Genomic DNA, 20,726 nt, shown 5'->3' on the forward strand with positions numbered 1-20,726 from the left:
CGCCCGCCGGCATCCCGGCGGGCGAGGTATTGTTTTGTACAAAACTTGAGGAGGAAGATTCGTGCACAAACATGCGAGAACGGCGGCCTGGTTGTCGGTATTGAGCATGGGGCTGGGCCAGCTCTACAAACAACAGGCAGTACGTCAAGGTCGTCTTTTTCCTGTTGATCCATGCCGCCGGATTGAAGGCCATTATTATGGCGCTGTTTACCGATCTGGCCGGCCTCGTCACACTCGAGGGATACCCCCACCCAAATGGTGAAGGTGGGCAGGAGGTATGTCCCCCAGCCGGGCGACCATTCGATCTTTTTGATGATATACGGGCTGATTGCACTGGTTATGGTCGGCATCTAGCTGTCGTTATACGTGCTCAGCGTCCGGGATGCCTACAAGACCGGCCAGGTGCGGGACCGGGGCGGGCAAGCGCCGTCTTTCGCCGCATCCTTGAATAATCTGCGCGACAAGGGCTTTCCTTGGCTGCTGCTTTCGCTGCCGATTCTCGGCGTCCTGTTTTTCACGATTATGCCGATCCTGTTCATGATTCTGATGGCATTCACCAATTACGCGGCGCCTGACCACATCCCGCCCAAAAATCTGGTTGATTGGATCGGTTTCGGAACGTTCTCGGATTTGTTGACGATGAAAGCTTGGAGCGGCACGTTCTACGGGGTGCTGACGTGGACCGTCATCTGGGCGATCCTGTCGACGGTGACCTGCTATTTCGGCGGCATTGCGGTTGCACTGCTCATTCATCAGAACGGCATCCGCTTCAAAGGGAGGTGGCGGACCATTTTCATCATTCCTTACGCCATCCCGCAGTTCATCTCGCTGCTGATCATGCAGTTTGCGGGCAACATCAACAATTTCAACATGATTTTCCTGCTGACGAAGGGCGATCCGAAGGATCTCGATTACAACATGGCGGGCTCGACCGACCTGCTCGTTACCTGGCTCTACAAGCTTACGCTCGACAACAGCCGGTACAACATCGCTTCCGCAGTCGGCATTATCATTTTCCTCATTATCGCGTCGATCTCGATCTATAGTTATACCCGCACCAAGTCGTTCAAAGAGGAGGATATGATCCAATGAAACCGTCGGCCTTCAAACTTGCGGTCAGTTACATCCTGTTGGTGCTCATTTCCGCCGCCAGCTTATATCCGGCGCTCTGGACACTGATGTCCTCCTTCAAGGGGGCGACTCGCTGTTCAGCGAAACGTTCATCCCTGCGGAGCTGACGCTTAAGCATTACAGCGACCTGTTTGTGCAAGGCGAAATGAAGGATAAGCAGTTTTTTATGTCCGCTGGTTCTGGAACACTTTGCAAATCGCCGTTGTAAGCATGGTGCTCGGCACGCTCATTCAACTGCTCACCGCTTACGCCATTTCCCGCTTCCGGTTCGCCGGGCGCAAGACCATCATGTCGACCGTGCTCGTGCTCGGCATGTTCCCTGGCTTCATGAGCATGATCGCCGTTTACATCATGCTGCTTCAGCTTAACCTGCTGGACAGCAAATGGGCGCTCATTCTCGTTTATTCCGCAGGCGCCGCGCTTGTATACTCGGTAGCCGTACGGCTCAAGCGACAGTTGCAGCAGGCCCTCCGGGGCATCGGCAAGCTCGTCCGTCCATGCGTCGCGCCAACTGCCCGGACCGAGCGTGAGCAGGGCGGACGATTCCGCGCTGCGGTTGTTGAGGACGATGACAAACCGTTCCTTTTCGTTGCCGCGGCTGTATGCCAGAACCTTGCCGCCGGCTTCCGCCTGCACGATTTCGAAGCTGCCCGTGCGAAGCGCCTCGGAGCCGGTGCGGAGCGCGATAAGCCGCTTATAGAAGGCGAATAACTCGCGGTCCTGCTTCTCTTCGTCCCATTCCATGCACTTGCGGCAGCCGGGGTCGGCGCCGCCCGTCAAGCCGATCTCGTCGCCGTAATATACGCATGGTGTCCCCGTCATCGTAAATTGTACGAGCGCCGCCAACTTCATGAGCGCTTTGTTGTCGCCGCACAGGGTCAGCAGGCGGGGCGTATCATGGCTGTCGAGCAGATTGAACGCCGCTTCGGCAACCTTCGTCGGATAAGCGGCTAACAGCCGGCCTATGGCGTCCGCGAAGCCTTTGGCGTCGAGCTTGCGTTCGACGAAGAAGTCGAGCACGGCTGTCGTGAACGGATAGTTCATGACGGCGTCGAACTGGTCGCCCTGCATCCACGCTAACGGGTCGTGCCAGATTTCTCCGAGAATGTAGGCATCCGGCCTGACGGTCTTTACGGTGTCGCGGAAGGAGCGCCAGAAGCGGTGATCTACCTCGTTGGCGACGTCGAGACGCCAGCCGTCGATGCCGACCTCTTCCAGCCAGTAGCGCGCGACGCCGAGCAGATAAGACTGAACGTCCGGGTGCTCGGTATTAAACTTCGGCATATGGCGCTCAAAGGCGAACGTTTCGTAGGTGGGAATTCCGTCCTTCACGCCGAGCGGCCATTCCCGGACGTGAAACCAGCCGGCATACGGCGACGATTCCCCGTTCGCAAGGCAATCAAGGAACGGAGGAAACGAGCGTCCGGCATGATTGAATACGGCGTCCAGCAGGACGCGGATGCCGCGGGCGTGGCATGCCTCCACGAGCTTCTTAAGCTGTTCGTTCGTGCCGAAGGCCGGGTCCACCTTGTAATAATCGCGGGTATCGTACTTGTGGTTCGTAGGCGCCTCGAATACCGGTGTGAAATAAATCGCGTTGATGCCGAGCTCGCTCAGATGGTCGAGCTTGTCAAGCACGCCCCGGAGGTCGCCGCCGAAAAAGTTGGCCGGCGTCGGTTCCCCGCCCCACGGCAACGTGCCTTCGGGGTCGTTCGACGGGTCGCCGTTGGCAAAGCGCTCGGGGAAAATTTGATAGAATATAGCATCCTTCACCCATGCCGGCGGCTCGAATACATCGGCCGGGTTGATGTAGGGGAAATCGAAAAACCGCAGCGGCTCCGCCGCCTCTTCGGCTTCGAAGCCCTGTTCCGTCAGCCATAGGCGGATGTCGCCGTCGTCGAGCAGGAAGGCGTAGCGCAAGCGCCGGAACGGCGGCTTCACGAACGCTTGCCAATAATCGAACAACGCGTCCGACGCCAGCTTTTTCATCGGCTGCAGCACCCTTGTGGTTTTCCAATCGTACTTGTCTCCGGCCGCTACGTGAACGACCTGCATGTCGTCCCGCTTCGTTCGGATGCGCAATTCCACCGTCCCGGTGTCATACGCGCTTGCCCAGTTCAGCTTCGGGCGGTGTTCGATCGCTTCCAAGAGCATAATGGCAGATCCCCCATATCGTGAGTAAAATAAAAAAGGTACAACCGTTCGTCATGAGAACGAGGTTGTACCTTGCGGTAGCATTGCCTTTAAATTGGGTAATTTCGGCAATCTGATTATACCAAATTGCCCGGTGCCCGGCAATAACGGAATAATCGGCTGAAATGAGGGGTTCCGATGGGCGAACATCCGTTAACGAATCCATTTTACGATCGTGAGTAAAATCCATACGGCGGACAATACGACTATGGCGATATCAAGCGCGCCCATCGGGCCGTCGAATTTGACGAATAGCGCGGGCGCGGACATCCGTAAATGCCGTGGCGGTCTTTGCGCGGCCCGCATATCCTATAGCAAGGACAAGAATACAGACGGCAGGGAGAGGAAGGACGTTATGACAAAAGAGCAATTTTTGGCGGCGTTGGCGCCGCTTGCGGTTCGTGCCAGAAGCGAAGGCTCACCGTTTTTTCCATCGGTCCGTTTGGCGCAAAACCTGCTGGAGACGGGCGGCGTCATCCATCCGTGGAACAATCTTGGGGGAATTAAAGTCGGTAATGGCAGGCTCACGCCTTATTGGCGAGGACAGGCCGTCAACAAGCGCACATGGGAGGTCTACGACGGCGAGCGCGTCGACGTATCTGCCGACTTTCGCGCTTACGATTCGGTTTATGACTATTACAAGGATCAGGATTTGCTGATGCAGCGGCCGCGGTATGCGCGCGTGCGCGTCGCCAGTACGCCGGAAGAGCAGGCGCAGGCGCTTCAGGACAGCGGCTACGCGACCGATCCGAACTACGCTGTCAAGCTCATCGACCTTATTCGGGCTTACGACCTAAAGCGATTCGACGAGCCGGTACGACCACCGCAGGACGAGCCTTTCACCGTAAGCGTTGAGGTGAACGGCGAGGAGGTCGGCAAGGGATTTGTGGTCGACGGTCAGACGTGGGGGCCCGCGCGCATCGTCGGTACGCGGCTGGGCGCGCAAATCGGATGGAACGGCAAGGAGGTAACCGTGAACGGCACCGTTCACCCGACAATGATTATTGAGCGGACAGGATACGTACCGCTCCGCGCGCTGGCCGAGTCCCTCGGAGCCCGGGTGCATTGGGACGGAGCCCGGCAGACGGTCGGAATCGACACCTAGAAGGAAGGGATATTTATGCAATGGCAATGGTCGATGGGAGCGCTGGCGTCTGTATGCGCGCTGGCCGGAGCGGTCATCACGTTCGCATTCGGCGGCTGGACGGAGGCGTTGACGGTACTGCTCGTGGCGATGGGGGTCGATTATATAACCGGGGTGGCGGCGGCCCTGCGTACGAAGCAGGGGCTCAACAGCCAAATCGGCTTTTGGGGGCTTGCCAGGAAAGGGCTGTCGCTGCTCGTGCTTTTGCTCGCCCACCGGCTGGATATGCTGCTCGGAACGGGCGATATGGCCATGGGAGGCGCGACTTATTTTTATTTGGTCAACGAGCTCATTTCCGTCGCCGAAAATTACGGACGTCTCGGGTTGCCTTTTCCGGAACGGCTGCGCGTATTAATTGCGGCGCTCAAGGATCGTAAGAAAGACGGGGAGTGAGCGACTGCCGTACGGGGTTCGGCGGGCGCAGCGTAAATTAAAAGGCGAATGCCCCTTGCGAACTTGTGTTCGATCCGCCTATAATAAGAACAAATGTTCTTGTTTGGAGGGGTGGCCGATGGTCACGGGAGACAGTGGTCGGACGGGAGTCGTCGAGATCGAGAACCGTCCGCCGGTGCAGACGAAGGAAGAGCTTGAAATTGTGAAGCGATATGTGCTGCTGGGGATCGTTATGCGTATCCTGGATCATGATATCGGCATCGTCGGTTCCTCGGCGGCGAAGCTTCCGCGCTTGTACGAATCGGTGCTCAGAGGCTTGCAGGATCGGGTGCTGCTTGAACTGGCCGCCATCCGCAAAGGCTTTCGCGAATCGGGCATTAAGGTCTATGAGGAGCGGCGCGAGACGGAGGGCCTTACTGCGGAGTACGTATGCCGCGGCTATCATCATCGCTTTACGATGCGGTGGGGCTTCGTCAAAACCGAATCGGAGCGTGTTCTGAAAGCCTATTTTCCGGGCTGAATGTTCATGATTTTGTCAAAATCACAAAAAAAAATTTCTCGGCCGAAAGTTTAAGGTTGAGAAGAAGCGACAATCTTAGGTAATATAAGAAGTAGACCTTACGAGAAAAACGAGAAAAGGGGAGCACGAAGAAATGCACAAATGGATGATGTTCGTCGTCTTCATCGCAGCTTCCGTCCTGGGGTTGTACCTGATCACGTTCGGCCTTCCTGCGAAGCAAATGGAAGAAGCGCCGAGCCTACCGGAGGGGATGACGCTGCTGCAAGTTGAAGCCTCCAACGATTTCGTATTCGATCAACCGGAATACCGCGTCAAGCAAGGCGAGATGGTCCGCCTCGTTCTTAAAAATAAAACCGGTATCCACGGCCTTGGAATTGCCGACCTGGGCGTCGACCTGCAGGGAGACAAACTGGAGCAAGACATCACATTCGACAAAGCGGGCGAATATGAAGTTGTCTGTACCGTTCCATGCGGCGTGGGACATGCCAACATGAAATCGAAGCTCATTGTAGAAAAGTGAGCCAAGCTATTGTCTGTATTCGTCAATCGCAAAAGGAGCCGTCAGGCTCCTTTTTTCATGCGTTGTGTTGCAATCAAGCGGTCGGCCGCGTAGCCGATCAGGGCGTAGGAAACGATCGTCAAAGCATACATAAGCAGAACGCTGACATTGTGCACATCCGCGATCAAATCGACGAACCACGCCGGTATGCTGAACATGAGGAAGAACAGGTTATGCGGGTCGTAGCCCGTGTAATTGTACAGGCACAATGCCAGTGCGAACAAAGTCGCGATTAACGTCACCCGATATTGCATGCTGCCGGCCTCCGATCTCATGACGTAAAGATTGCCCAAGGCTTCCTTTATCGGTTATGATGTGACAAAAGGGCATCGGCCATTCGCTGTGCTATGATAGGCGGCCCGGAGAAGCCCTTGTAGATAAGACATGAGGAGTGGGATTCATGATTACGCATATCGTATTGTTTAAGCTTAAGGACGGCAGTCCCGAGAGCATCGCCCGTACGGCCGGCGTGCTGAAGGCAATGGAGGGCAAGATTGAAGAGCTGAAGCATCTTGAGGTGGGAACCGATATTTTGCATTCCGAGCGTTCGTACGACATCGCGCTCATTACGAAGTTCGAGTCGATGCAAGCGCTCGAAGCGTATCAGGTGCACCCGGAGCACAAAAAAGTGATCGAGCATATGCAGGAAGCCCGCGAAACGTCGGTCAGCGTCGATTTCGAGAGCTAAATTCGAACCGGACAAGAGGTTGCAATGATGAGAGACGTTTATGAAATGATGACTTATCTGTTGGTTGTTATTATCAGTTGTATCGTTATGGCCGTTTGGCTGAAGCGCAAAGCGCGCAAAAAGAAACCGTAAAGGCGGGGCGTTTGATCGATGTATTACGTAAACCGCGAACAAATTGCGCAGCGACTGCGCTCGGTTCCGGATGTCGCAGGGGCGCTCCGGACATTGGCTTTCGAATGGAACGGCACGCTGCTTCAAGGGCTTGCGCAGGAGAGGGCGCTTCATCTCGCCATCGAGATTGTGACGGACGTCGGCAGCTGTCTGATTGACGGATTTATTATGCGCGACGCCAGCAGCTATGAGGATATCGTTGAAATTACTGGCGGCGAGGGAGTATTTCCGGAGGCGCTCAAGGAAACGCTGCTCGCATTGGTCCGGCTGCGCAAGGCGCTCGTTCAGGATTATTATGATTGGCCGAGAGCAGAGCTGCATCCGCTTACCGCACAGATTTCGGAAGGACTGCCCGCATTCAAGGAAGCGGTGGAATCCTATCTGGAGCGGGAGCTGGCTTGAGTGCGGTGCTGTTCGCCGATCATTTACGAATGGCGCAAAGTACGTTAAAATAGCCGTAATCGACCGGTGACGATGCCGGCAATCGGTGGGTGCGTTGTGTATTCGGAGGTGAAACGGTTGGGGACGGCAGGCAAAGACGAACAGACGCCCGATTACGGAATGCGGCATGACGGGTCCACCCGGCAGGCCGTGCTGAAGCTGTTGAAAACGAAAGGCCCCGGTACGGTCGGCGAATTGTCCCGCAGGCTGGGGCTGACCGAGATGGCGGTCCGGAGACACTTGAACGCACTCGAGCAGGATGGCTATGTAACTCCACGCGTAATCCGGCAGGGGATGGGACGGCCGGCCTACGTCTATGAGCTGACAGAATACGCCGAGCAGTTTTTCCCGAAAAACTATCATGTGCTGGCGCTGGATTTGTTGGAGGAGCTGGAGCAATCGGAAGAAGCGGCCGACATGGTCCACCGTTTGTTTGAAGGGCGCAAGCGCAGGCTGCTTGAACGCTATGCCTCCCGTATGGAAGGCAAGCCGCTCGCCGGGCGGGTGGAGGAGCTGGCGGCTATTCAGAACGCCGGCGGATACATGGTGGAAGTGGAGAATAATGAAGCGGCATCCTTGACCGACGGCGGGCAACCCGTCTACATGCTGCACGAATATAATTGCCCGATCGTCCAGGTGGCGAGCCGCTATCAGCAGGCATGCAGCTGCGAACTGGCGCTGTTTGAGGATTTGCTCGGCGCAGCCGTGGAGCGCACCGAATGCCTGGCCAAAGGCGGCGGCAAATGCAGCTATCGGATTACGGCTGCTCGTTAACGGTTCGGGCATCCTTTTATCGATCGCAATCCGACTCCCTCTGGGAGTTTTTTTCGTTTTGATCGGGTTCGGTGGCATTGAGGTGTCTTTCCAACCCCTTTATGCGTATTTGGAATTGGGGGTAGACTTTCATTTGGTTTTCCAACTTCCTGTTTAAAAGGGATATTGCTCATAGGGGCGGGTTGGCGCCCGCTTATGAGGCGGCCGGCCAACGCAACAAACTTCCATCGAATCAGTGTCAAGACAAGGTCCACCCGACTATACTGTCAGTACGAACTGGGCATTCGTCTAGATCGGCCGAAGGAGGAGCGGCGATGGCGGTGTGGGGTACGACGGCTGTTTTGCTGATGCTGGCGGCGATTGGCGTGTCGGTATTCGGCGTGCTGCGGTTCATTCAGGCGAGCCGGCGCTTGCTGCTGAGGGTCGGGCTAACGGTGGACCGGCTGGATAACGAGACGCTCGCGTTGATTCGCGAGCTTCGGACGCTGACGTCACAGGCTTCCGAGGCGACCGCTGCCGTGAACGGCCAACTGAAGCGGGTAGAGAAGCTGGTTTCGGCCTCGGAGCAGCTTGGCGAGGCGGTTGAACGGACTGCGAAGAGTGTTCATTTCGTGTCGCATGCGATTAACGATCTGGCCGAGCGCAGCCTGCAGCATGCGTCTGGCGCCGGCAAGCAAAAATTCGGAGAAGCGCTTGGCTGGGCGGAGCTGGGCTGGACCGCCTGGAAATGGTGGGAGACGAAACGCACCGAAGCAGCCGCTATGCCGATGCGGCCGAGACGAGACGAAGAGCGCGATAAGTTTGAGAGGAGCGAATGAATGATGGCGACGAAGAAGGATGTAAAAACGTTTGTAATCGGAACGGTGGCCGGCGCAGCGGTCGGTGTATTGACGGCGCTGCTGTTTGCGCCTAAAGCGGGCAAGGAGCTTCGCAAGGACATAGCCGAAGGAGCCCAGCAGGCGTGCGAAACGACCGTCAAGCTCGCTGGCCAGGTCGGTGAGACGACAGGGAAAATCGCGAAGCACGTCGGCAGCCACACGGTACAGCTTGCCGGCAAGGCGAAGGAGGCAGCCGGCGGCGTCATCGGAACGGTCGCTTCGTGGAGAACGAAGGGCGACGACGGGGAACAGGCCGCAATCGAAGAGACGGATACGGAAAAAGCGGGATGAACGCCAAAGCCGGGAAGCGAAGGGCATAACGGTCGCTTCCCGGCTTTTTTGCATGGGAGCCCTGCGACTCTCGGCCGTTGCTTGATTGCAGGTCAGCCGCTGCGAAGCGATTTGCGGAAGGCGGAGGGGGAACGACTGCTCCATTTATGAAATTGCTTGGAGAAATACAGCGGATCGCCGTAGCCGACGGAGGACGCGACCTGCTCGATCGGCAGCGCCGTCGCGAGCAGCGCCTCGGCGCGTTCCATTCTAACTTTAAGCAAATACTGCTTTGGTGAATAGCCGGTGGACTGCTTGAACATGGCCGAGAAATGGGTGCGATGGTAGCCGCAGGTTTGCGACAGCCGCTCAATCGACACGGATTGGGCGTAATGGGTCGACAGCAAATGAACCGCCAGTGCGATCCGGCGCTCGATATCCGAGGAGAATGCAGCGGCCGCAGGCAGCATGTGCCGGTTCGCGATAGCGAATTCGGCGAGCAGCAGCCGCAAATAACCGGCCGACTCCAGGCTTGTAATCTGTGAAGCATTGTCGGCTTGCAGCAGCCGGGAACGCAGCCGCCGGTAGAGGGCTGGAATTTTGCGGCCGCCGCCGTGTATGACGGGTGCCGACGCTGTGACGCCGATCCCGCTCAGATGCGAGGCGGCGCCGCTGCCGATGAAAGCGACCCAGACGTAGCTCCAAGGATCCCGATCGTCGGCTTCGTAAAAGAAAGGTTCGCCCGGAAAGATGAAGAACGTGTCGCCGGCCTTGCATTTGTACCTTTTTCCGTTCACCTCGTACAGCCCCGATCCGGACAGCACGGTATGGACCAAATAATAGTCGTGAACGCCCGGTCCGTTGCGGTGCCCGCCGACAGGCTTTCCTTCTCCGCAAAAAATAACGGTTAATTCCGCCGGCGCCGGCGCCGGGTTGACCCCCAGCTCATGCAGGGTATGCTCAAGAATCATAGCTGCGCACCGTCCGTTCCCAATGTCTCGCTTGTTAAGCAATGTAGCGGATCTCCCTACAAATGTCCATATGAAACCGTTATTTTGCCATACGATTGAAGGCGGCTTTGGCTTACTGTAAAGATAGAAAAATCAAGGAGGCCAAAGACATGTCCAAAATTACGTTTATGGGAGCCGGCAGCACCGTGTTCGCCAAAAATGTGCTGGGCGACTGCATGCTGACGCCCGCGCTGCAAGGCTTCGAAATCGCGTTATTCGATATCGACCTTGAGCGGCTGGCGGATTCGGAGCGCATGCTGCGCAATATCAAGGCGACCTCCGGCTCCACCTGCGAGGTGCGCGCTTATACCGACCGCAAGGACGCGCTATGCGGCGCCAAATACGTGGTAAACGCGATCCAGGTAGGCGGCTACGACCCCTGCACGATCACTGACTTCGAAATTCCTCGAAAATACGGGCTGCGCCAGACGATTGCGGATACGATCGGCATCGGCGGCATTTTCCGCAATCTGCGGACGATTCCGGTCATGCTCGGCTTTGCCGGGGATATGCGGGAGGTGTGTCCGGACGCGCTTTTTATGAACTATACGAATCCGATGGCGGTGCTGACGAACGTCATGAATACGTACGGCGGCGTACGTACGGTCGGACTGTGCCACAGCGTGCAGGCGTGCGTGCCCGAGCTGTTCAAGAGCCTCGATATGGATATGACGGGCGTTCAGGCGAAAATTGCCGGCATCAACCACATGGCCTGGCTGCTCGAGGCAAACAAGGACGGCGTCGATTTGTATCCCGAAATCAAGCGCCGCGCGGCCGAGAAGCAAAAGGAAAAGCACCATGACATGGTGCGGTTCGAAATGATGCTTAAATTCGGTTACTATATAACTGAATCGTCCGAACACAACGCGGAGTATCATCCTTATTTCATCAAACGGAACTACCCGGAGCTGATCGAGCGGTTCAACATTCCGCTTGACGAGTACCCGCGCCGCTGCATCGAGCAGATCGACCGTTGGCAAAAGATGCGCGGCGAACTGGTGGACAATCGCAATTTGTCCCACGAACGCACGCATGAATATGCCTCTTATATCATGGAAGCGATCGAGACGAACGTGCCGTTCAAAATCGGCGGCAACGTCATGAACACCGGCCTGATCACCAACCTTCCGAAGGAGGCCTGCGTCGAGGTGCCTTGTCTGGTGGATGGCAGCGGCGTCAATCCGACCTATGTGGGCGATCTGCCGCCCCAGTGCGCCGCGCTTAATCGGACGAACATCAACACGCAGCTGCTGACGATCGAGGCGGCGATGACCGGCAAAAAAGAACACATCTACCATGCGGCGATGCTGGATCCCCATACGGCCGCCGAGCTCTCCATCGATGATATTATCGCAATGTGCGACGATTTAATCGAAGCGCACGGCGAATGGCTGCCCTCGTTCCGTTAAGGAACGAGTTTTTTTGGAAGGCATGCCGTCGATCGGACAGGCGCGGGCAATCGTGGTGCGATAGCCTTATAGGTACGTTTAACAGCTGTCCTTCATATTGTATGTTGTTACATCTTACGTTACTTCAAAATAAGAAAGCGGTGTATACGTGCAACAGCCGATCGCCATATTGGATTCAGGAGTGGGCGGCTTAACGGTAGTGAAAGAAGTCATGCGCCAGCTTCCGCGCGAGAAAATCATTTATTTCGGCGATACCGCACGCACCCCTTACGGTCCGCGGCCGGAAGAGGAAGTCATTCGGTTTACGAGGGAGATCGTCGACTATTTAATTCAGTTCCGTCCGAAAATGGTCGTGATCGCCTGCAATACGGCCACCGCTTTTGCATTGGCGGATATCCGCTCGCGGGTGGCGGTGCCGGTAATCGGGGTTATCCATCCCGGCGCGCGCGCGGCGATCAATCGCACCCAATCGGGATTTGTCGGCGTAATCGGAACGGAGGGCACGATTAAGAGCGCCGCTTACGAGGAGGCGCTGAAGCAGTTGAAGCCGCAAATCGAGGTGATCAGCCGTGCTTGTCCGAAATTCGTGCCGCTGGTCGAGCAGGGGAATTTTCGTTCGGATGAAACATACAAGACCGTCGCCGACTCGCTTGAGCCATTGCGCTCGACGCCGATCGATACGCTCATTCTCGGCTGCACGCACTATCCGTTTCTGGCGGATGCCATCGCAGAGGCTGTGGGCCGCCATATTACGCTGATCAGCTCGGCGGAGGAAACGGCCCGGGACATCAGCACGATTCTGCAAGTGAAGGGCCGGCTGGCGCTTGGTGAGGCAATGCCCGTCCATCAGTTTTGCTGCAGCGGCGACCCGGCCCTGTTCAAGGCGATCGCCCAACAGTGGTTGAACGAAGAAATCGAATTGACGCCGATCGTCTGGCAGGTGCCGAATATCGGATGACGATGGGCCTTGCTGAAAGCCGAAACGCGCGAGCCGAAGAAGCCGCCGCTGCGGCTTTTGGCCGTTGTCGCTCATACCGCTCGGGCTGGCGGAATACATATAGGGAAAGCGTATTTCGGGGAGGAAGGCCATGGATCGTTACATCAGCCGTCCCGGCGATACGGTGCTGCGAATTGCCGAAAGATTCGGAATGGAAGCGGAGGCGCTGTATGCGGCCAACCCGCATGTTTCCCGCACTCGCCATCTTGCCGCGGGTTCGGAGCTGCTTGTCTCCCGGCAAGCCGTGCCGGGGGTTTTTGGCGCGGAGGCGCGCATCGTGCGTGGCAACGCGGAGTACGGACCCAGGCAGCTGTCGGCCGACATCGATCGTTTGCGGCATTTCTATCCTTTTCTGCAAGCCGGCGTTATCGGACAGAGTGTGATGGGCAAACCGATCGGCGCGCTGAGAATCGGGTACGGGAAGCGTCGCCTGCATGTCAACGCGTCGTTTCACGCGAACGAGTGGATTACGTCGCTGGTGTTAATGATGTTTCTGGAGGATTATTGCCGCGCCGTCAGCCAGCGCACACCGATCAGGGGTTGCGATCCCCGCGAACTGATGGGGCGGACGCAGCTATGGCTTGTCCCGATGGTCAACCCCGACGGGGTGGAGCTTGCGCAGGAAGGCGTGGCGCCCGCTCACCCGTTCGGCGGCGATCTTATTCGCTGGAATCGTTATTCGGACCGGTTTTTTCGCTGGAAGGCGAATGTGCGCGGAGTGGATTTGAACGATCAATTTCCGGCGCATTGGGAGGAAGAATGCGCGAGACGCGCCGCAGAAGGACCCGGGCCGCGCGATTATTCCGGAGAAGCGCCGCTGTCCGAGCCGGAAGCTGCGGCGCTGGCTGCGCTTACGATCAGGCAATCTTTCGATATGGTCATTGCGCTTCATACGCAAGGCCAGGAAATTTACTGGAATTACCGCGATTGCGAGCCTGCCGGCGCCGGGGAATTGGCCGATCGGTTGGGCCGCGCGAGCGGGTATCATCCAGTCAAGCTGCACGGAAGCGACGCCGGGTACAAGGATTGGTTTATTCAGCGGTTTCGCAAGCCCGGCTTTACCGTCGAGTGCGGAGTCGGTGTGAACCCTTTGCCGCTTCTGCAAGCCGACGATATCTACGACGATATCGCGCCGCTTTTGCTGGAGGCGATGCTCCGCGTGTGAAACGCAGGGGCGGGATATGTTATAATGGGGCCATAGGAGGGATGCCGTATGATGCGGAAGCTAGTGTCCTTGCGTCATTGGAAGCATGTTTTCGTCCGGATTTACCGGCTGCTCGTATCGCCGAGGGTTCGGCTTGCGGACAAGCTGTTGTATCTGGTGCCGGTCGCCGTATATTGGGTGATGCCGGATGTAATGCCGTTGCTGCCGATCGATGATATTGCCGTCACGATGCTGGCGGCGGAATTATATACACGCTATATGGAGCGCAAGTATCCGCAATAAAGAGGTTGAACTTAGAAAACCGATTCATTACAATAAGATAGATTTGATAAAGCGACGGGGTCACGGCCTAACCATGTGGCGCTGAGAGGGAGTTGGCATACGAAATGAATTGCAAAATTTCGCGCAATGCGGCAAAAATATTGCTGGAAGAGCTGAACAAGCCGGAGAACGAGGGCAAGAAGCTGCGTGTTTACGTCACGCATTCGCACGGCGATCATGCCCATTACGGAATGGGCATCGACGAGCCCAAGGAAGAGGATGAAATCGTGTCTACCGACAAGGGGATCGACGTGCTGTTGAAAAAGGGCGACCCGTTCCTGGACGGCGTCCGCATCGACTATTTTTACGTTCCGGAGGAAGGTTTCGTCATCACGAACCCGTCCCAAGGCAACCACGGCGATCATTGACGGTATGGCGAACGATATTCGGATTTGCGACAAATGTAAACACATGCGGGTGAAAACAACGCTGCCGAAGCTGCAGAAGCTGGTGCCGGACGCGGAAATCAAGGTCGCCTGCAAGTCGTATTGCGGCCCTTGCTCGCGTTATGCTTTCATTTTCATAAATGGACGGTACGTCACGGCTCCGACCGAGGACGAGGCCATCGAAAAAGCGAAAAAATATATCAAAGCCCAGGATTGAACGCCAAATGGATGGAACGCAAAGAAGGCTGCTTGTCCGTCGGAGACGACGGCAAGCAGCCTTCTTTGCGTTTGCCGCGTGTTACTCTTTCCCGCTTGCAAGGAGATCGTATTCGATCAGGTCCGAAGAGGCTTCAAGCTCCTCTGCGGCGGCCTCCTTTCCGGCTGCGCATGCCTTGTCGTCAAGCACGGCGCCGGTTATCGCGTCAAAGCAGCCGCTGCCGCCGTCGGCTGCAGCGGACGGCAGATAATAAACGGCGCCGTCCGTAAGCGAGCCGTTGCGGAATACGACGGTTTTGCCCGGAAGCGGGGTATCCGTCACGAGGGGCGTGCCGAGCATGGCCAGCTTGCTGCTGTCGACGCCCAGCAAATGCAGAATCGTCGGGGTAATGTCGAGCTGTCCGCCGACATCGCTGCGAACCGTTCCGCCAAGCGCTCCGTCCGGCAGGCGGACGATCAACGGAACCTGCTTCAGAATTTGCTGCCGGGCGATTGGATTAAGCTTCTGTCCCAGAAACCGCTCGAACGGCTCCCAGTCGCGGATCGAATTGTCGTGATCGCCGTAAAAAATGAAAATCGTTTCGTCCCATAGACCCTCGGCCTTCAGTCTGGCGATGAATTCGCCGAGCGCGGCGTCCGTATAATTGACGGACTGCAGGTAGTCGCCGAACATCGAGCCTTGGAATTCGCCGACATCCAGCTTTTCCATGCTTGCGGGAAGCTTGTACGGGTGATGGCTGGACAGCGTGATCAGGAACGAGTAGAACGGCTGCTTCTGACCGGAGATCCGATCCGCCGATTGACGGAAAAACGATTTGTCGCCGAGCGACCAGCCGACAGGCTCATCCAGTTGGAAATGCTTTTTGTTGTAGTAGACGTCGTATTGCATATTGGTATACATCGCATGGCGGTTCCAGAAGCCGCCTTCGTAAGCGTGGAATACGGACGTCCCATATCCCTCGGCTTTTAGTGCGCCGGGCAGGCAATCGAATGTATGGTCTGCGTACCGGATGAAGACAGAGCCGCTCGGCAGCGGCTGCTGGGAGCATTGGGCCGCAAAATCCGCGTCCGATGTGCGTCCTTGCGAGGTCTGATGATAGAAACGGTTGAAATAGATGCTTTCTTTCATCAGACGGTTCAGGTTGGGCGTGATTTCGACGCCGCCGATCGATCGGCCTATCACGAAATTTTGGAACGCTTCCGCTTGCACCATAACGACGTTCTTGCCCTTGTACGCTCCGAATGGTTTGTCGTTCTCGGCCAGCGAAGCGCGCAGCGAGCCGCGTGTCCCGAACCAATCCATAACGGTCTGCTGTTGCGTTACCGTAAGCGCCTTCTCTTCGGTCGAAGCTTTGACCGAGCGGTAAATATCGTAACCGTGAAAGCCATACAGCCCGGTTACGTTATAGACCGACACGTTCCACCAGTTGTTGGTAAAAAGCCCTTTCGCCCATGTTTGATTGGCCGCGTTGACCGGCACGAACACAAGCGTCAGGCCGGCGGCAAAAACAATCAGGCTGAAAGAGAGGCGGAGGACTGCCATTCGGACCCGCTTGGGCGCGCGGAAGGTCAGCTCTTTTGGCCGTCGGCCTGAGAACAGGGCATAAACCGCAAGCGGAATGATCAGAAGCCAGTCGGCGAAATAGGCGATATCCCGCCACGAAAGCAAGGAAGCGATGCTTCCTCCCAACGAGCCGACTTGTCCGGCCTGAAGCAGCACCGGCAACGAGATGATGTCCTGGAAATAGCGGAAGTAAACCAGATCGGAATACAGTACCGCGGTCAGAATCAGATTCAGAGCGGCCAGAACGATGAGACGCCACCGGTAAGATAGCCACACGGTCCAGAAGGAGACAAGCGCCAAAGTGCCAACCGCGATCAAAACATCGTCAGGCGTCAACTCCATGTTACGAACGTCGAGCATGATGTTGAAATGGGACAGCTTGTGCGTCATCAGCACGAAAAATAGAACCATATCCGCGCCGCGGGTTCGTTCCAGCATGCGGAACGAGCCGTGAACGCCGCGGCGTGCTGCTGTTCTTAAAGCGGAAAGCATAATCGCTCGGTTCCTCTCTGTTTACGATTCACGCAGGGAAAGCTTCTATTCATTATAGGCGGATTTGGCCGTTTCAAAACGGCTGCTACTCGTTCCTTTTTGCCGGATGCGGCGGAAGCGGGCCGAGGTACTGATAGAGCTGGCATTCGATTCTGCCGTTAAACAGCTTGCGCTTTTTGTCGGCAGGGCGGCCGAAATAGTGCTCGAACGACTTGGCCGGACTAAGCGCGAAAAAAGACCAGCTCGGCAGCAGGGAAGCCGTGAAGCCAAGCTCGCGGACCGTCTTCTCGGCTTCGCGCGAATCGCCCAGCCGTTCACCGTATGGCGGATTCGTGATCAGACAGCCGTATTCGCCCTCCGGCTTCGTCTTCGCGACGGCCAGCGTCTTGAAGCGGATTTCCTTGCCGAAGCCGGCTTTCTTGGCCGATGCCTCTGCCACCTCAATCGCCTTCGGATCAATATCGGAACCGGCGATTTCGAGCGGCGCGTCGTCCCGTACGGCATCGAACGCTTCTTCACGGGCGTTGTCCCACGCCTCGCCGCCGATGACCGGCCAAGCGTCGCTGTTGAAGGTGCGCCGCATACCGGGAGCGATGTTCCAGCCGATCATCGCCGCTTCCACCGGAATCGTGCCGGAGCCGCAGAACGGATCGTACAGCGGCCGGTGCGGGCCCCAGCGGCTGAGCAGAATCATGGCGGCGGCCATCGTTTCTTTCAGCGGCGCCTCCGTAACGAGCTTGCGATAGCCGCGCTTATGAAGGCTGGGTCCTGTCGTATCAAGTGTCAGCAGTGCGCGGTCATTCAACAGTGCTACTTCTATGACGTAACGGGGACCGTCCTCGGGAAACCATTCGGTCCCGTATGTTTGCTTCATTTTTTCAACGATCGCTTTCTTGACGATGCCTTGACAGGCGGGAACGCTTGACAGCTGTGATTTGTGCGACCGGCCTTCGACCGGGAACTCTCCGTCACCCGGAATCCAGTCCGGCCAATCAAGCGCCTTGGTTCCTTCGAAAAGCTCGTCGAACGTCCGGGCTTCGAATTCACCCATTTTGACGAGAATCCGATCCGCCGTGCGCAGCCACAGGTTGGTCCGGCATATATCCGCCATAGTCCCCGTGAACGTCACCCGGCCGTTCTCGACGGTAACCCGTTCGTAGCCGAGCTCCCTTAATTCTCTTGCTACGACGGCTTCAAGCCCCATCGGGGATGTGGCGATCAATTCTATAGTATTCATGGGCATGTCTTCGCTCCGCTTCCGTTACAAGGTGGCCGCGGTTGTTTCCGAAGCCCCGAAAAGATACAATCAAGTATAGGATAATTCAGGACAAAATGAAACCAAGGAGGAAACGGATGTTAAGCTCCGAAGAATATGTGGATCGGCTGTTCGCGCCTGACGCCGATCTCTCGCGGGCGGAAGAGGGCATTCGCGCTGCCGGTATGCCGGACATTTCAATCGCTTCCGGCTTCGGCCGGCTGCTGACGCTGCTGGTGCGGATGTCCGGGGCGAGAGAAATACTGGAGATCGGAGCGCTGGGAGGCTACAGCGGCATTTGCCTGGCCCGCGGCTTGGGTGAAGCCGGACGTCTCACATCGCTTGAGCTGCGGCAGGATTACGCGGATGTCGCCTACGCGCATATGTCCGCTGCGGGACTTGCGCACCGCGTCACGTACCGGATCGGTGATGCCCGGGACAGCTTGGCGGAGCTGGCGAGCGAGGGCAAGCGTTTCGATTTTTTCTTCATTGATGCGGATAAGGAAGGCTACCCCGATTATTTGGAATGGGCGCTGACGCTGGCCAATTCCGGCGCAATCATTGCCGCCGATAATACGCTTTTGCACGGAAGAGTCTGCAATCCTGCCAAAGAGGGGCCTTCCGTTACGGCCATGCGCGCGTTCAACGAGCGGCTTGCGTCCGATCCGCGCCTGGATGGCACGATTCTGCCGGCCTATGACGGCCTCGCCGTCGCAGTGGTTAAAAGGTGACGTCCATCGGCCGGGTCATCCGGCACATTTCAGCCGCTGTCCGGTTTTCGGCGCTCGGCCGGCCGGAAGACAACCATTTTGACCCAGACGGCGTTGAGGAAAAACAAAACGGCTGCGACGAGGAACACACCCTCGATGCCGATGAAGCCCGATGCGACCCCGCCGCCGATCGGCCCCACCACGTTGCCGAGACTAAGGGTGCTGCTGTTGAAGCTGTAGGCCCGGCTCTCCATGCCGTCAGGCGTGTGCTTGCGGATAAGCGCGTTGACGCTGGGAATGAGGCCGCCCAGAAAAATGCCGAGCGCGAAGCGGACGACCAGCAGCTGCCATACCTCGCTCACGAACGCTTGCGGAATGAACATCAAGCCCGCGCCTACAAGCGAGACGCCCAGCACCAGCTCCGCGCCCTGCCTGTCGCTCAGCCTTCCGAGCAGCGGGGAGGCGATCATGTTCGACAATCCGGTGACCGAGCCGACGAAGCCCGCCCAGAAGGCCAGATTTTCCGTTGTGCCGTGCAGGCGCTGCACATACAGCGGGATGAGCGGCATCGGACTCATCATGGCGAATTGAATCAGCAGCGTGACGGCGAACAAGGCGGTCAACTGCGGGATGTGGCTGATTTCCTTGAAGCCCGCCCACACCGATATTTGCGGTACGGCAGCCGCTTTCGTCCGGTCGAAGTTTTCTTTGACGAGAAACATGGCGAGCAGGGAAGCAAGAAACAGCAGCGTCCCCGTTATGTAAAAAATCGGCCGGAAGCCTACCCAGTCGGCGAGCAGCCCCCCGATGAAAGGCCCCATGATCGTACCCGCAATCGCGCCCGACTGAACAAGGCCCATCGCGAACCCCATTCTGTCTTTCGGCGTTGTGGCCGATACGAGCGAGACCGCAGCGGGGTTGAATCCCGAAATCGTGCCGTTAAGCATGCGCAGCGCGAGCAGCTGCCAAGGCGCCTGCGCGAATCCCATAAGCACCATGACGACGGCCATGCCGAAGCCGGAGCGCAGCAGCATGATTTTGCGGCCGTGCCGGTCGGCCAATTTTCCCCACAGCGGCTGGAACAGGAATGACGTCACGAAATTACCCGCAAAAATGACGCCCGCCCACGTTGCGATTTCCTGCTCGTCCGTCAGCCCGAAATCCTGCTGCAGATAGAGCGAAAGAAAGGGGATGATCATCGTCATCCCGGCCAAAACGAGAAATTGCCCCAGCCACAGCACGGCCAGATTAATTTTCCACTGTGCCATCGATCCAGACCTCCCTTTGCGTCAAACTCCGATGCGTTAAACCGTCCGTCTCAGTATATCACAGCGGCAGGCGCAGGCCGAAACGCAGCAAAAAGAGCAGCCGGGCGGCTGCTCTTTTGCAAGGAAAGTACTTAAAGCGGGGCTTCGTCCTGCAGTCTTAACCTTTTGCGGTACACCGCCTTCGATATGCCGATGCTGATCTCATACAGCAGAAACAGCGGCACGATGACGACGATGTCGGACAGTATGTCCGGCGGGGTAATCGCAACGGCGACGATGACCAGAACGAAGTAGGACATTTTGCGGGCTCTCGCCAGCCGGTGCGGATTGAGAATACCAAGACGGGTCAGAAACATGACAACGGCGGGCATTTCGAAAAGCAAGCCGAACGGCACCGTCATATGAATCATGAAGGAGAAGTACCGCTGCGCGGTATACATCGCCGTGAAATCACCTGCGGCCGCGCCCATCATGAACTGAAGCACCATCGGATACAGGATGAAATAGCCGAAGGCGATGCCGCTAAGAAACAAGGCTGCCATAGCCGGAATGAAGAGCAGCGTAGCCCGCTGGGTGTCGCGGTTCATCGCTGGCTGAACGAATTTCCAGATCTGATAGGCCGCTGTCGGAATCGTCACCGTTATCGCCACGACCCCCGTCAGCATGAAGTAAACCCACACCACGTCGGTAGGCCCGAGAATGACGAGCTGCTGATCGAGGTCCCTTACGAGCCAGCCGTAAATCTGCCGGACGTACAGGAAGGCGGCCGCC

At 57.2% G+C, this 20,726-nt stretch carries 23 protein-coding genes and 1 pseudogene; 17 read left to right on the forward strand and 7 right to left on the reverse strand.

The window, feature by feature from the left end; all coding sequences use genetic code 11:
- The first annotated feature begins 106 nt into the window (after positions 1-106).
- Positions 107-1,092, forward strand: a pseudogene (locus BG52_RS11495) (hypothetical protein).
- 156 nt (positions 1,093-1,248) lie between these two features.
- Here the strand turns inward: BG52_RS11495 and BG52_RS11500 are convergent.
- The gene (locus BG52_RS11500; protein ID WP_081793822.1) at positions 1,249-3,285 is read right to left on the reverse strand and encodes an alpha-glycosidase; all 2,037 of its coding nucleotides are present in this window, start codon (positions 3,283-3,285) and stop codon (positions 1,249-1,251) included.
- A 394-nt stretch (positions 3,286-3,679) separates the two neighbouring features.
- On the opposite strand from BG52_RS11500, the gene BG52_RS14950 reads away from it, so the two are divergent.
- From BG52_RS14950 to BG52_RS11520, 4 genes are all read left to right on the forward strand, one after another.
- Entirely contained in the window at positions 3,680-4,429 is a 750-nt protein-coding gene (locus tag BG52_RS14950; RefSeq protein WP_081793829.1) for a glucosaminidase domain-containing protein, read from the forward strand.
- 15 nt (positions 4,430-4,444) lie between these two features.
- Entirely contained in the window at positions 4,445-4,861 is a 417-nt protein-coding gene (locus BG52_RS11510; protein ID WP_036580744.1) for a phage holin family protein, read from the forward strand.
- A gap of 118 nt (positions 4,862-4,979) precedes the next feature.
- Positions 4,980-5,381: a YhjD family protein gene (locus BG52_RS11515; RefSeq protein ID WP_051588044.1), complete on the forward strand. Its 402-nt coding sequence runs from the start codon at positions 4,980-4,982 to the stop codon at positions 5,379-5,381.
- A gap of 133 nt (positions 5,382-5,514) precedes the next feature.
- On the forward strand, positions 5,515-5,901 hold the full coding sequence (locus tag BG52_RS11520; RefSeq protein ID WP_036580747.1) for a cupredoxin domain-containing protein: 387 nt from the start codon (positions 5,515-5,517) through the stop codon (positions 5,899-5,901).
- A gap of 41 nt (positions 5,902-5,942) precedes the next feature.
- Here BG52_RS11520 and BG52_RS11525 read toward each other — a convergent pair whose 3' ends face one another.
- Positions 5,943-6,194: a hypothetical protein gene (locus tag BG52_RS11525; protein ID WP_036580838.1), complete on the reverse strand. Its 252-nt coding sequence runs from the start codon at positions 6,192-6,194 to the stop codon at positions 5,943-5,945.
- A gap of 146 nt (positions 6,195-6,340) precedes the next feature.
- Here BG52_RS11525 and BG52_RS11530 point away from each other — a divergent pair, with 146 nt between their 5' ends.
- The 5 genes from BG52_RS11530 (at position 6,341) to BG52_RS11550 (ending at position 9,183) form a co-directional block, all read left to right on the forward strand.
- On the forward strand, positions 6,341-6,628 hold the full coding sequence (locus BG52_RS11530) for a Dabb family protein (RefSeq protein WP_036580750.1): 288 nt from the start codon (positions 6,341-6,343) through the stop codon (positions 6,626-6,628).
- A gap of 150 nt (positions 6,629-6,778) precedes the next feature.
- Complete coding sequence (locus BG52_RS11535; protein WP_036580752.1) at positions 6,779-7,201, forward strand: DUF86 domain-containing protein; 423 nt, start codon at positions 6,779-6,781, stop codon at positions 7,199-7,201.
- Between the two features lie 159 nt (positions 7,202-7,360).
- A complete protein-coding gene (locus BG52_RS11540; RefSeq protein WP_036580841.1) occupies positions 7,361-8,014 on the forward strand; it encodes a helix-turn-helix transcriptional regulator in 654 nt (217 codons plus the stop codon).
- A 314-nt stretch (positions 8,015-8,328) separates the two neighbouring features.
- On the forward strand, positions 8,329-8,832 hold the full coding sequence (locus tag BG52_RS11545; protein ID WP_036580754.1) for a DUF948 domain-containing protein: 504 nt from the start codon (positions 8,329-8,331) through the stop codon (positions 8,830-8,832).
- A complete protein-coding gene (locus tag BG52_RS11550; protein ID WP_051588042.1) occupies positions 8,833-9,183 on the forward strand; it encodes a YtxH domain-containing protein in 351 nt (116 codons plus the stop codon).
- A gap of 92 nt (positions 9,184-9,275) precedes the next feature.
- Here the strand turns inward: BG52_RS11550 and BG52_RS11555 are convergent, their stop codons facing one another.
- Positions 9,276-10,133: an AraC family transcriptional regulator gene (locus tag BG52_RS11555; protein ID WP_036580757.1), complete on the reverse strand. Its 858-nt coding sequence runs from the start codon at positions 10,131-10,133 to the stop codon at positions 9,276-9,278.
- 149 nt (positions 10,134-10,282) lie between these two features.
- Here BG52_RS11555 and melA point away from each other — a divergent pair, with 149 nt between their 5' ends.
- The 6 genes from melA to BG52_RS11585 all read left to right on the forward strand — a co-directional run bounded on the left by melA (position 10,283) and on the right by BG52_RS11585 (position 14,667).
- Positions 10,283-11,581, forward strand: coding sequence for an alpha-glucosidase/alpha-galactosidase (gene melA / locus BG52_RS11560; RefSeq protein ID WP_036580760.1), 1,299 nt, complete (start codon positions 10,283-10,285; stop codon positions 11,579-11,581).
- A gap of 148 nt (positions 11,582-11,729) precedes the next feature.
- On the forward strand, positions 11,730-12,539 hold the full coding sequence (gene racE, locus BG52_RS11565) for a glutamate racemase (RefSeq protein ID WP_036580762.1): 810 nt from the start codon (positions 11,730-11,732) through the stop codon (positions 12,537-12,539).
- A gap of 130 nt (positions 12,540-12,669) precedes the next feature.
- A complete protein-coding gene (locus BG52_RS11570; RefSeq protein WP_036580764.1) occupies positions 12,670-13,743 on the forward strand; it encodes a M14 family metallopeptidase in 1,074 nt (357 codons plus the stop codon).
- Between the two features lie 51 nt (positions 13,744-13,794).
- A complete protein-coding gene (locus BG52_RS11575) occupies positions 13,795-14,025 on the forward strand; it encodes a hypothetical protein (protein WP_036580847.1) in 231 nt (76 codons plus the stop codon).
- 104 nt (positions 14,026-14,129) lie between these two features.
- Complete coding sequence (locus tag BG52_RS11580) at positions 14,130-14,432, forward strand: HesB/IscA family protein (RefSeq protein WP_036580766.1); 303 nt, start codon at positions 14,130-14,132, stop codon at positions 14,430-14,432.
- Between the two features lie 4 nt (positions 14,433-14,436).
- Complete coding sequence (locus BG52_RS11585) at positions 14,437-14,667, forward strand: YuzB family protein (RefSeq protein ID WP_036580769.1); 231 nt, start codon at positions 14,437-14,439, stop codon at positions 14,665-14,667.
- A gap of 81 nt (positions 14,668-14,748) precedes the next feature.
- On the opposite strand, the gene BG52_RS11590 is transcribed toward BG52_RS11585, so the two are convergent.
- Entirely contained in the window at positions 14,749-16,722 is a 1,974-nt protein-coding gene (locus BG52_RS11590) for an LTA synthase family protein (RefSeq protein WP_036667292.1), read from the reverse strand.
- Between the two features lie 85 nt (positions 16,723-16,807).
- Entirely contained in the window at positions 16,808-17,959 is a 1,152-nt protein-coding gene (locus BG52_RS11595; protein WP_036580772.1) for a THUMP domain-containing class I SAM-dependent RNA methyltransferase, read from the reverse strand.
- Positions 17,960-18,075: 116 nt separating this feature from the next.
- Here BG52_RS11595 and BG52_RS11600 point away from each other — a divergent pair, with 116 nt between their 5' ends.
- The gene (locus tag BG52_RS11600) at positions 18,076-18,708 is read left to right on the forward strand and encodes an O-methyltransferase (RefSeq protein ID WP_036667293.1); all 633 of its coding nucleotides are present in this window, start codon (positions 18,076-18,078) and stop codon (positions 18,706-18,708) included.
- Between the two features lie 29 nt (positions 18,709-18,737).
- Here BG52_RS11600 and BG52_RS11605 read toward each other — a convergent pair whose 3' ends face one another.
- Entirely contained in the window at positions 18,738-19,955 is a 1,218-nt protein-coding gene (locus tag BG52_RS11605; protein WP_036580775.1) for an MFS transporter, read from the reverse strand.
- Between the two features lie 131 nt (positions 19,956-20,086).
- A partial coding sequence (gene tatC, locus BG52_RS11610; RefSeq protein ID WP_051602323.1) for a twin-arginine translocase subunit TatC occupies positions 20,087-20,726 on the reverse strand: 640 nt, incomplete at its 5' end.

Origin of the sequence: Paenibacillus darwinianus, from assembly GCF_000598065.1 — a bacterium.
GTDB classification, from domain to species: domain Bacteria; phylum Bacillota; class Bacilli; order Paenibacillales; family Paenibacillaceae; genus Paenibacillus_I; species Paenibacillus_I darwinianus.

Bases quoted from the DNA above. Each gene is read 5' to 3' on its own strand.
- BG52_RS11500 (WP_081793822.1), bottom strand. From the start codon at position 3,285: ATGCTCTTGGAAGCGATCGAACACCGCCCGAAGCTGAACTGGGCAAGC.
- BG52_RS14950 (WP_081793829.1), top strand. From the start codon at position 3,680: ATGACAAAAGAGCAATTTTTGGCGGCGTTGGCGCCGCTTGCGGTTCGT.
- BG52_RS11510 (WP_036580744.1), top strand. From the start codon at position 4,445: ATGCAATGGCAATGGTCGATGGGAGCGCTGGCGTCTGTATGCGCGCTG.
- BG52_RS11515 (WP_051588044.1), top strand. From the start codon at position 4,980: ATGGTCACGGGAGACAGTGGTCGGACGGGAGTCGTCGAGATCGAGAAC.
- BG52_RS11520 (WP_036580747.1), top strand. From the start codon at position 5,515: ATGCACAAATGGATGATGTTCGTCGTCTTCATCGCAGCTTCCGTCCTG.
- BG52_RS11525 (WP_036580838.1), bottom strand. From the start codon at position 6,194: ATGCAATATCGGGTGACGTTAATCGCGACTTTGTTCGCACTGGCATTG.
- BG52_RS11530 (WP_036580750.1), top strand. From the start codon at position 6,341: ATGATTACGCATATCGTATTGTTTAAGCTTAAGGACGGCAGTCCCGAG.
- BG52_RS11535 (WP_036580752.1), top strand. From the start codon at position 6,779: ATGTATTACGTAAACCGCGAACAAATTGCGCAGCGACTGCGCTCGGTT.
- BG52_RS11540 (WP_036580841.1), top strand. From the start codon at position 7,361: ATGCGGCATGACGGGTCCACCCGGCAGGCCGTGCTGAAGCTGTTGAAA.
- BG52_RS11545 (WP_036580754.1), top strand. From the start codon at position 8,329: ATGGCGGTGTGGGGTACGACGGCTGTTTTGCTGATGCTGGCGGCGATT.
- BG52_RS11550 (WP_051588042.1), top strand. From the start codon at position 8,833: ATGATGGCGACGAAGAAGGATGTAAAAACGTTTGTAATCGGAACGGTG.
- BG52_RS11555 (WP_036580757.1), bottom strand. From the start codon at position 10,133: ATGATTCTTGAGCATACCCTGCATGAGCTGGGGGTCAACCCGGCGCCG.
- melA (WP_036580760.1), top strand. From the start codon at position 10,283: ATGTCCAAAATTACGTTTATGGGAGCCGGCAGCACCGTGTTCGCCAAA.
- BG52_RS11570 (WP_036580764.1), top strand. From the start codon at position 12,670: ATGGATCGTTACATCAGCCGTCCCGGCGATACGGTGCTGCGAATTGCC.
- BG52_RS11575 (WP_036580847.1), top strand. From the start codon at position 13,795: ATGCGGAAGCTAGTGTCCTTGCGTCATTGGAAGCATGTTTTCGTCCGG.
- BG52_RS11580 (WP_036580766.1), top strand. From the start codon at position 14,130: ATGAATTGCAAAATTTCGCGCAATGCGGCAAAAATATTGCTGGAAGAG.
- BG52_RS11585 (WP_036580769.1), top strand. From the start codon at position 14,437: ATGGCGAACGATATTCGGATTTGCGACAAATGTAAACACATGCGGGTG.
- BG52_RS11590 (WP_036667292.1), bottom strand. From the start codon at position 16,722: ATGCTTTCCGCTTTAAGAACAGCAGCACGCCGCGGCGTTCACGGCTCG.
- BG52_RS11595 (WP_036580772.1), bottom strand. From the start codon at position 17,959: ATGAATACTATAGAATTGATCGCCACATCCCCGATGGGGCTTGAAGCC.
- BG52_RS11600 (WP_036667293.1), top strand. From the start codon at position 18,076: ATGTTAAGCTCCGAAGAATATGTGGATCGGCTGTTCGCGCCTGACGCC.
- BG52_RS11605 (WP_036580775.1), bottom strand. From the start codon at position 19,955: ATGGCACAGTGGAAAATTAATCTGGCCGTGCTGTGGCTGGGGCAATTT.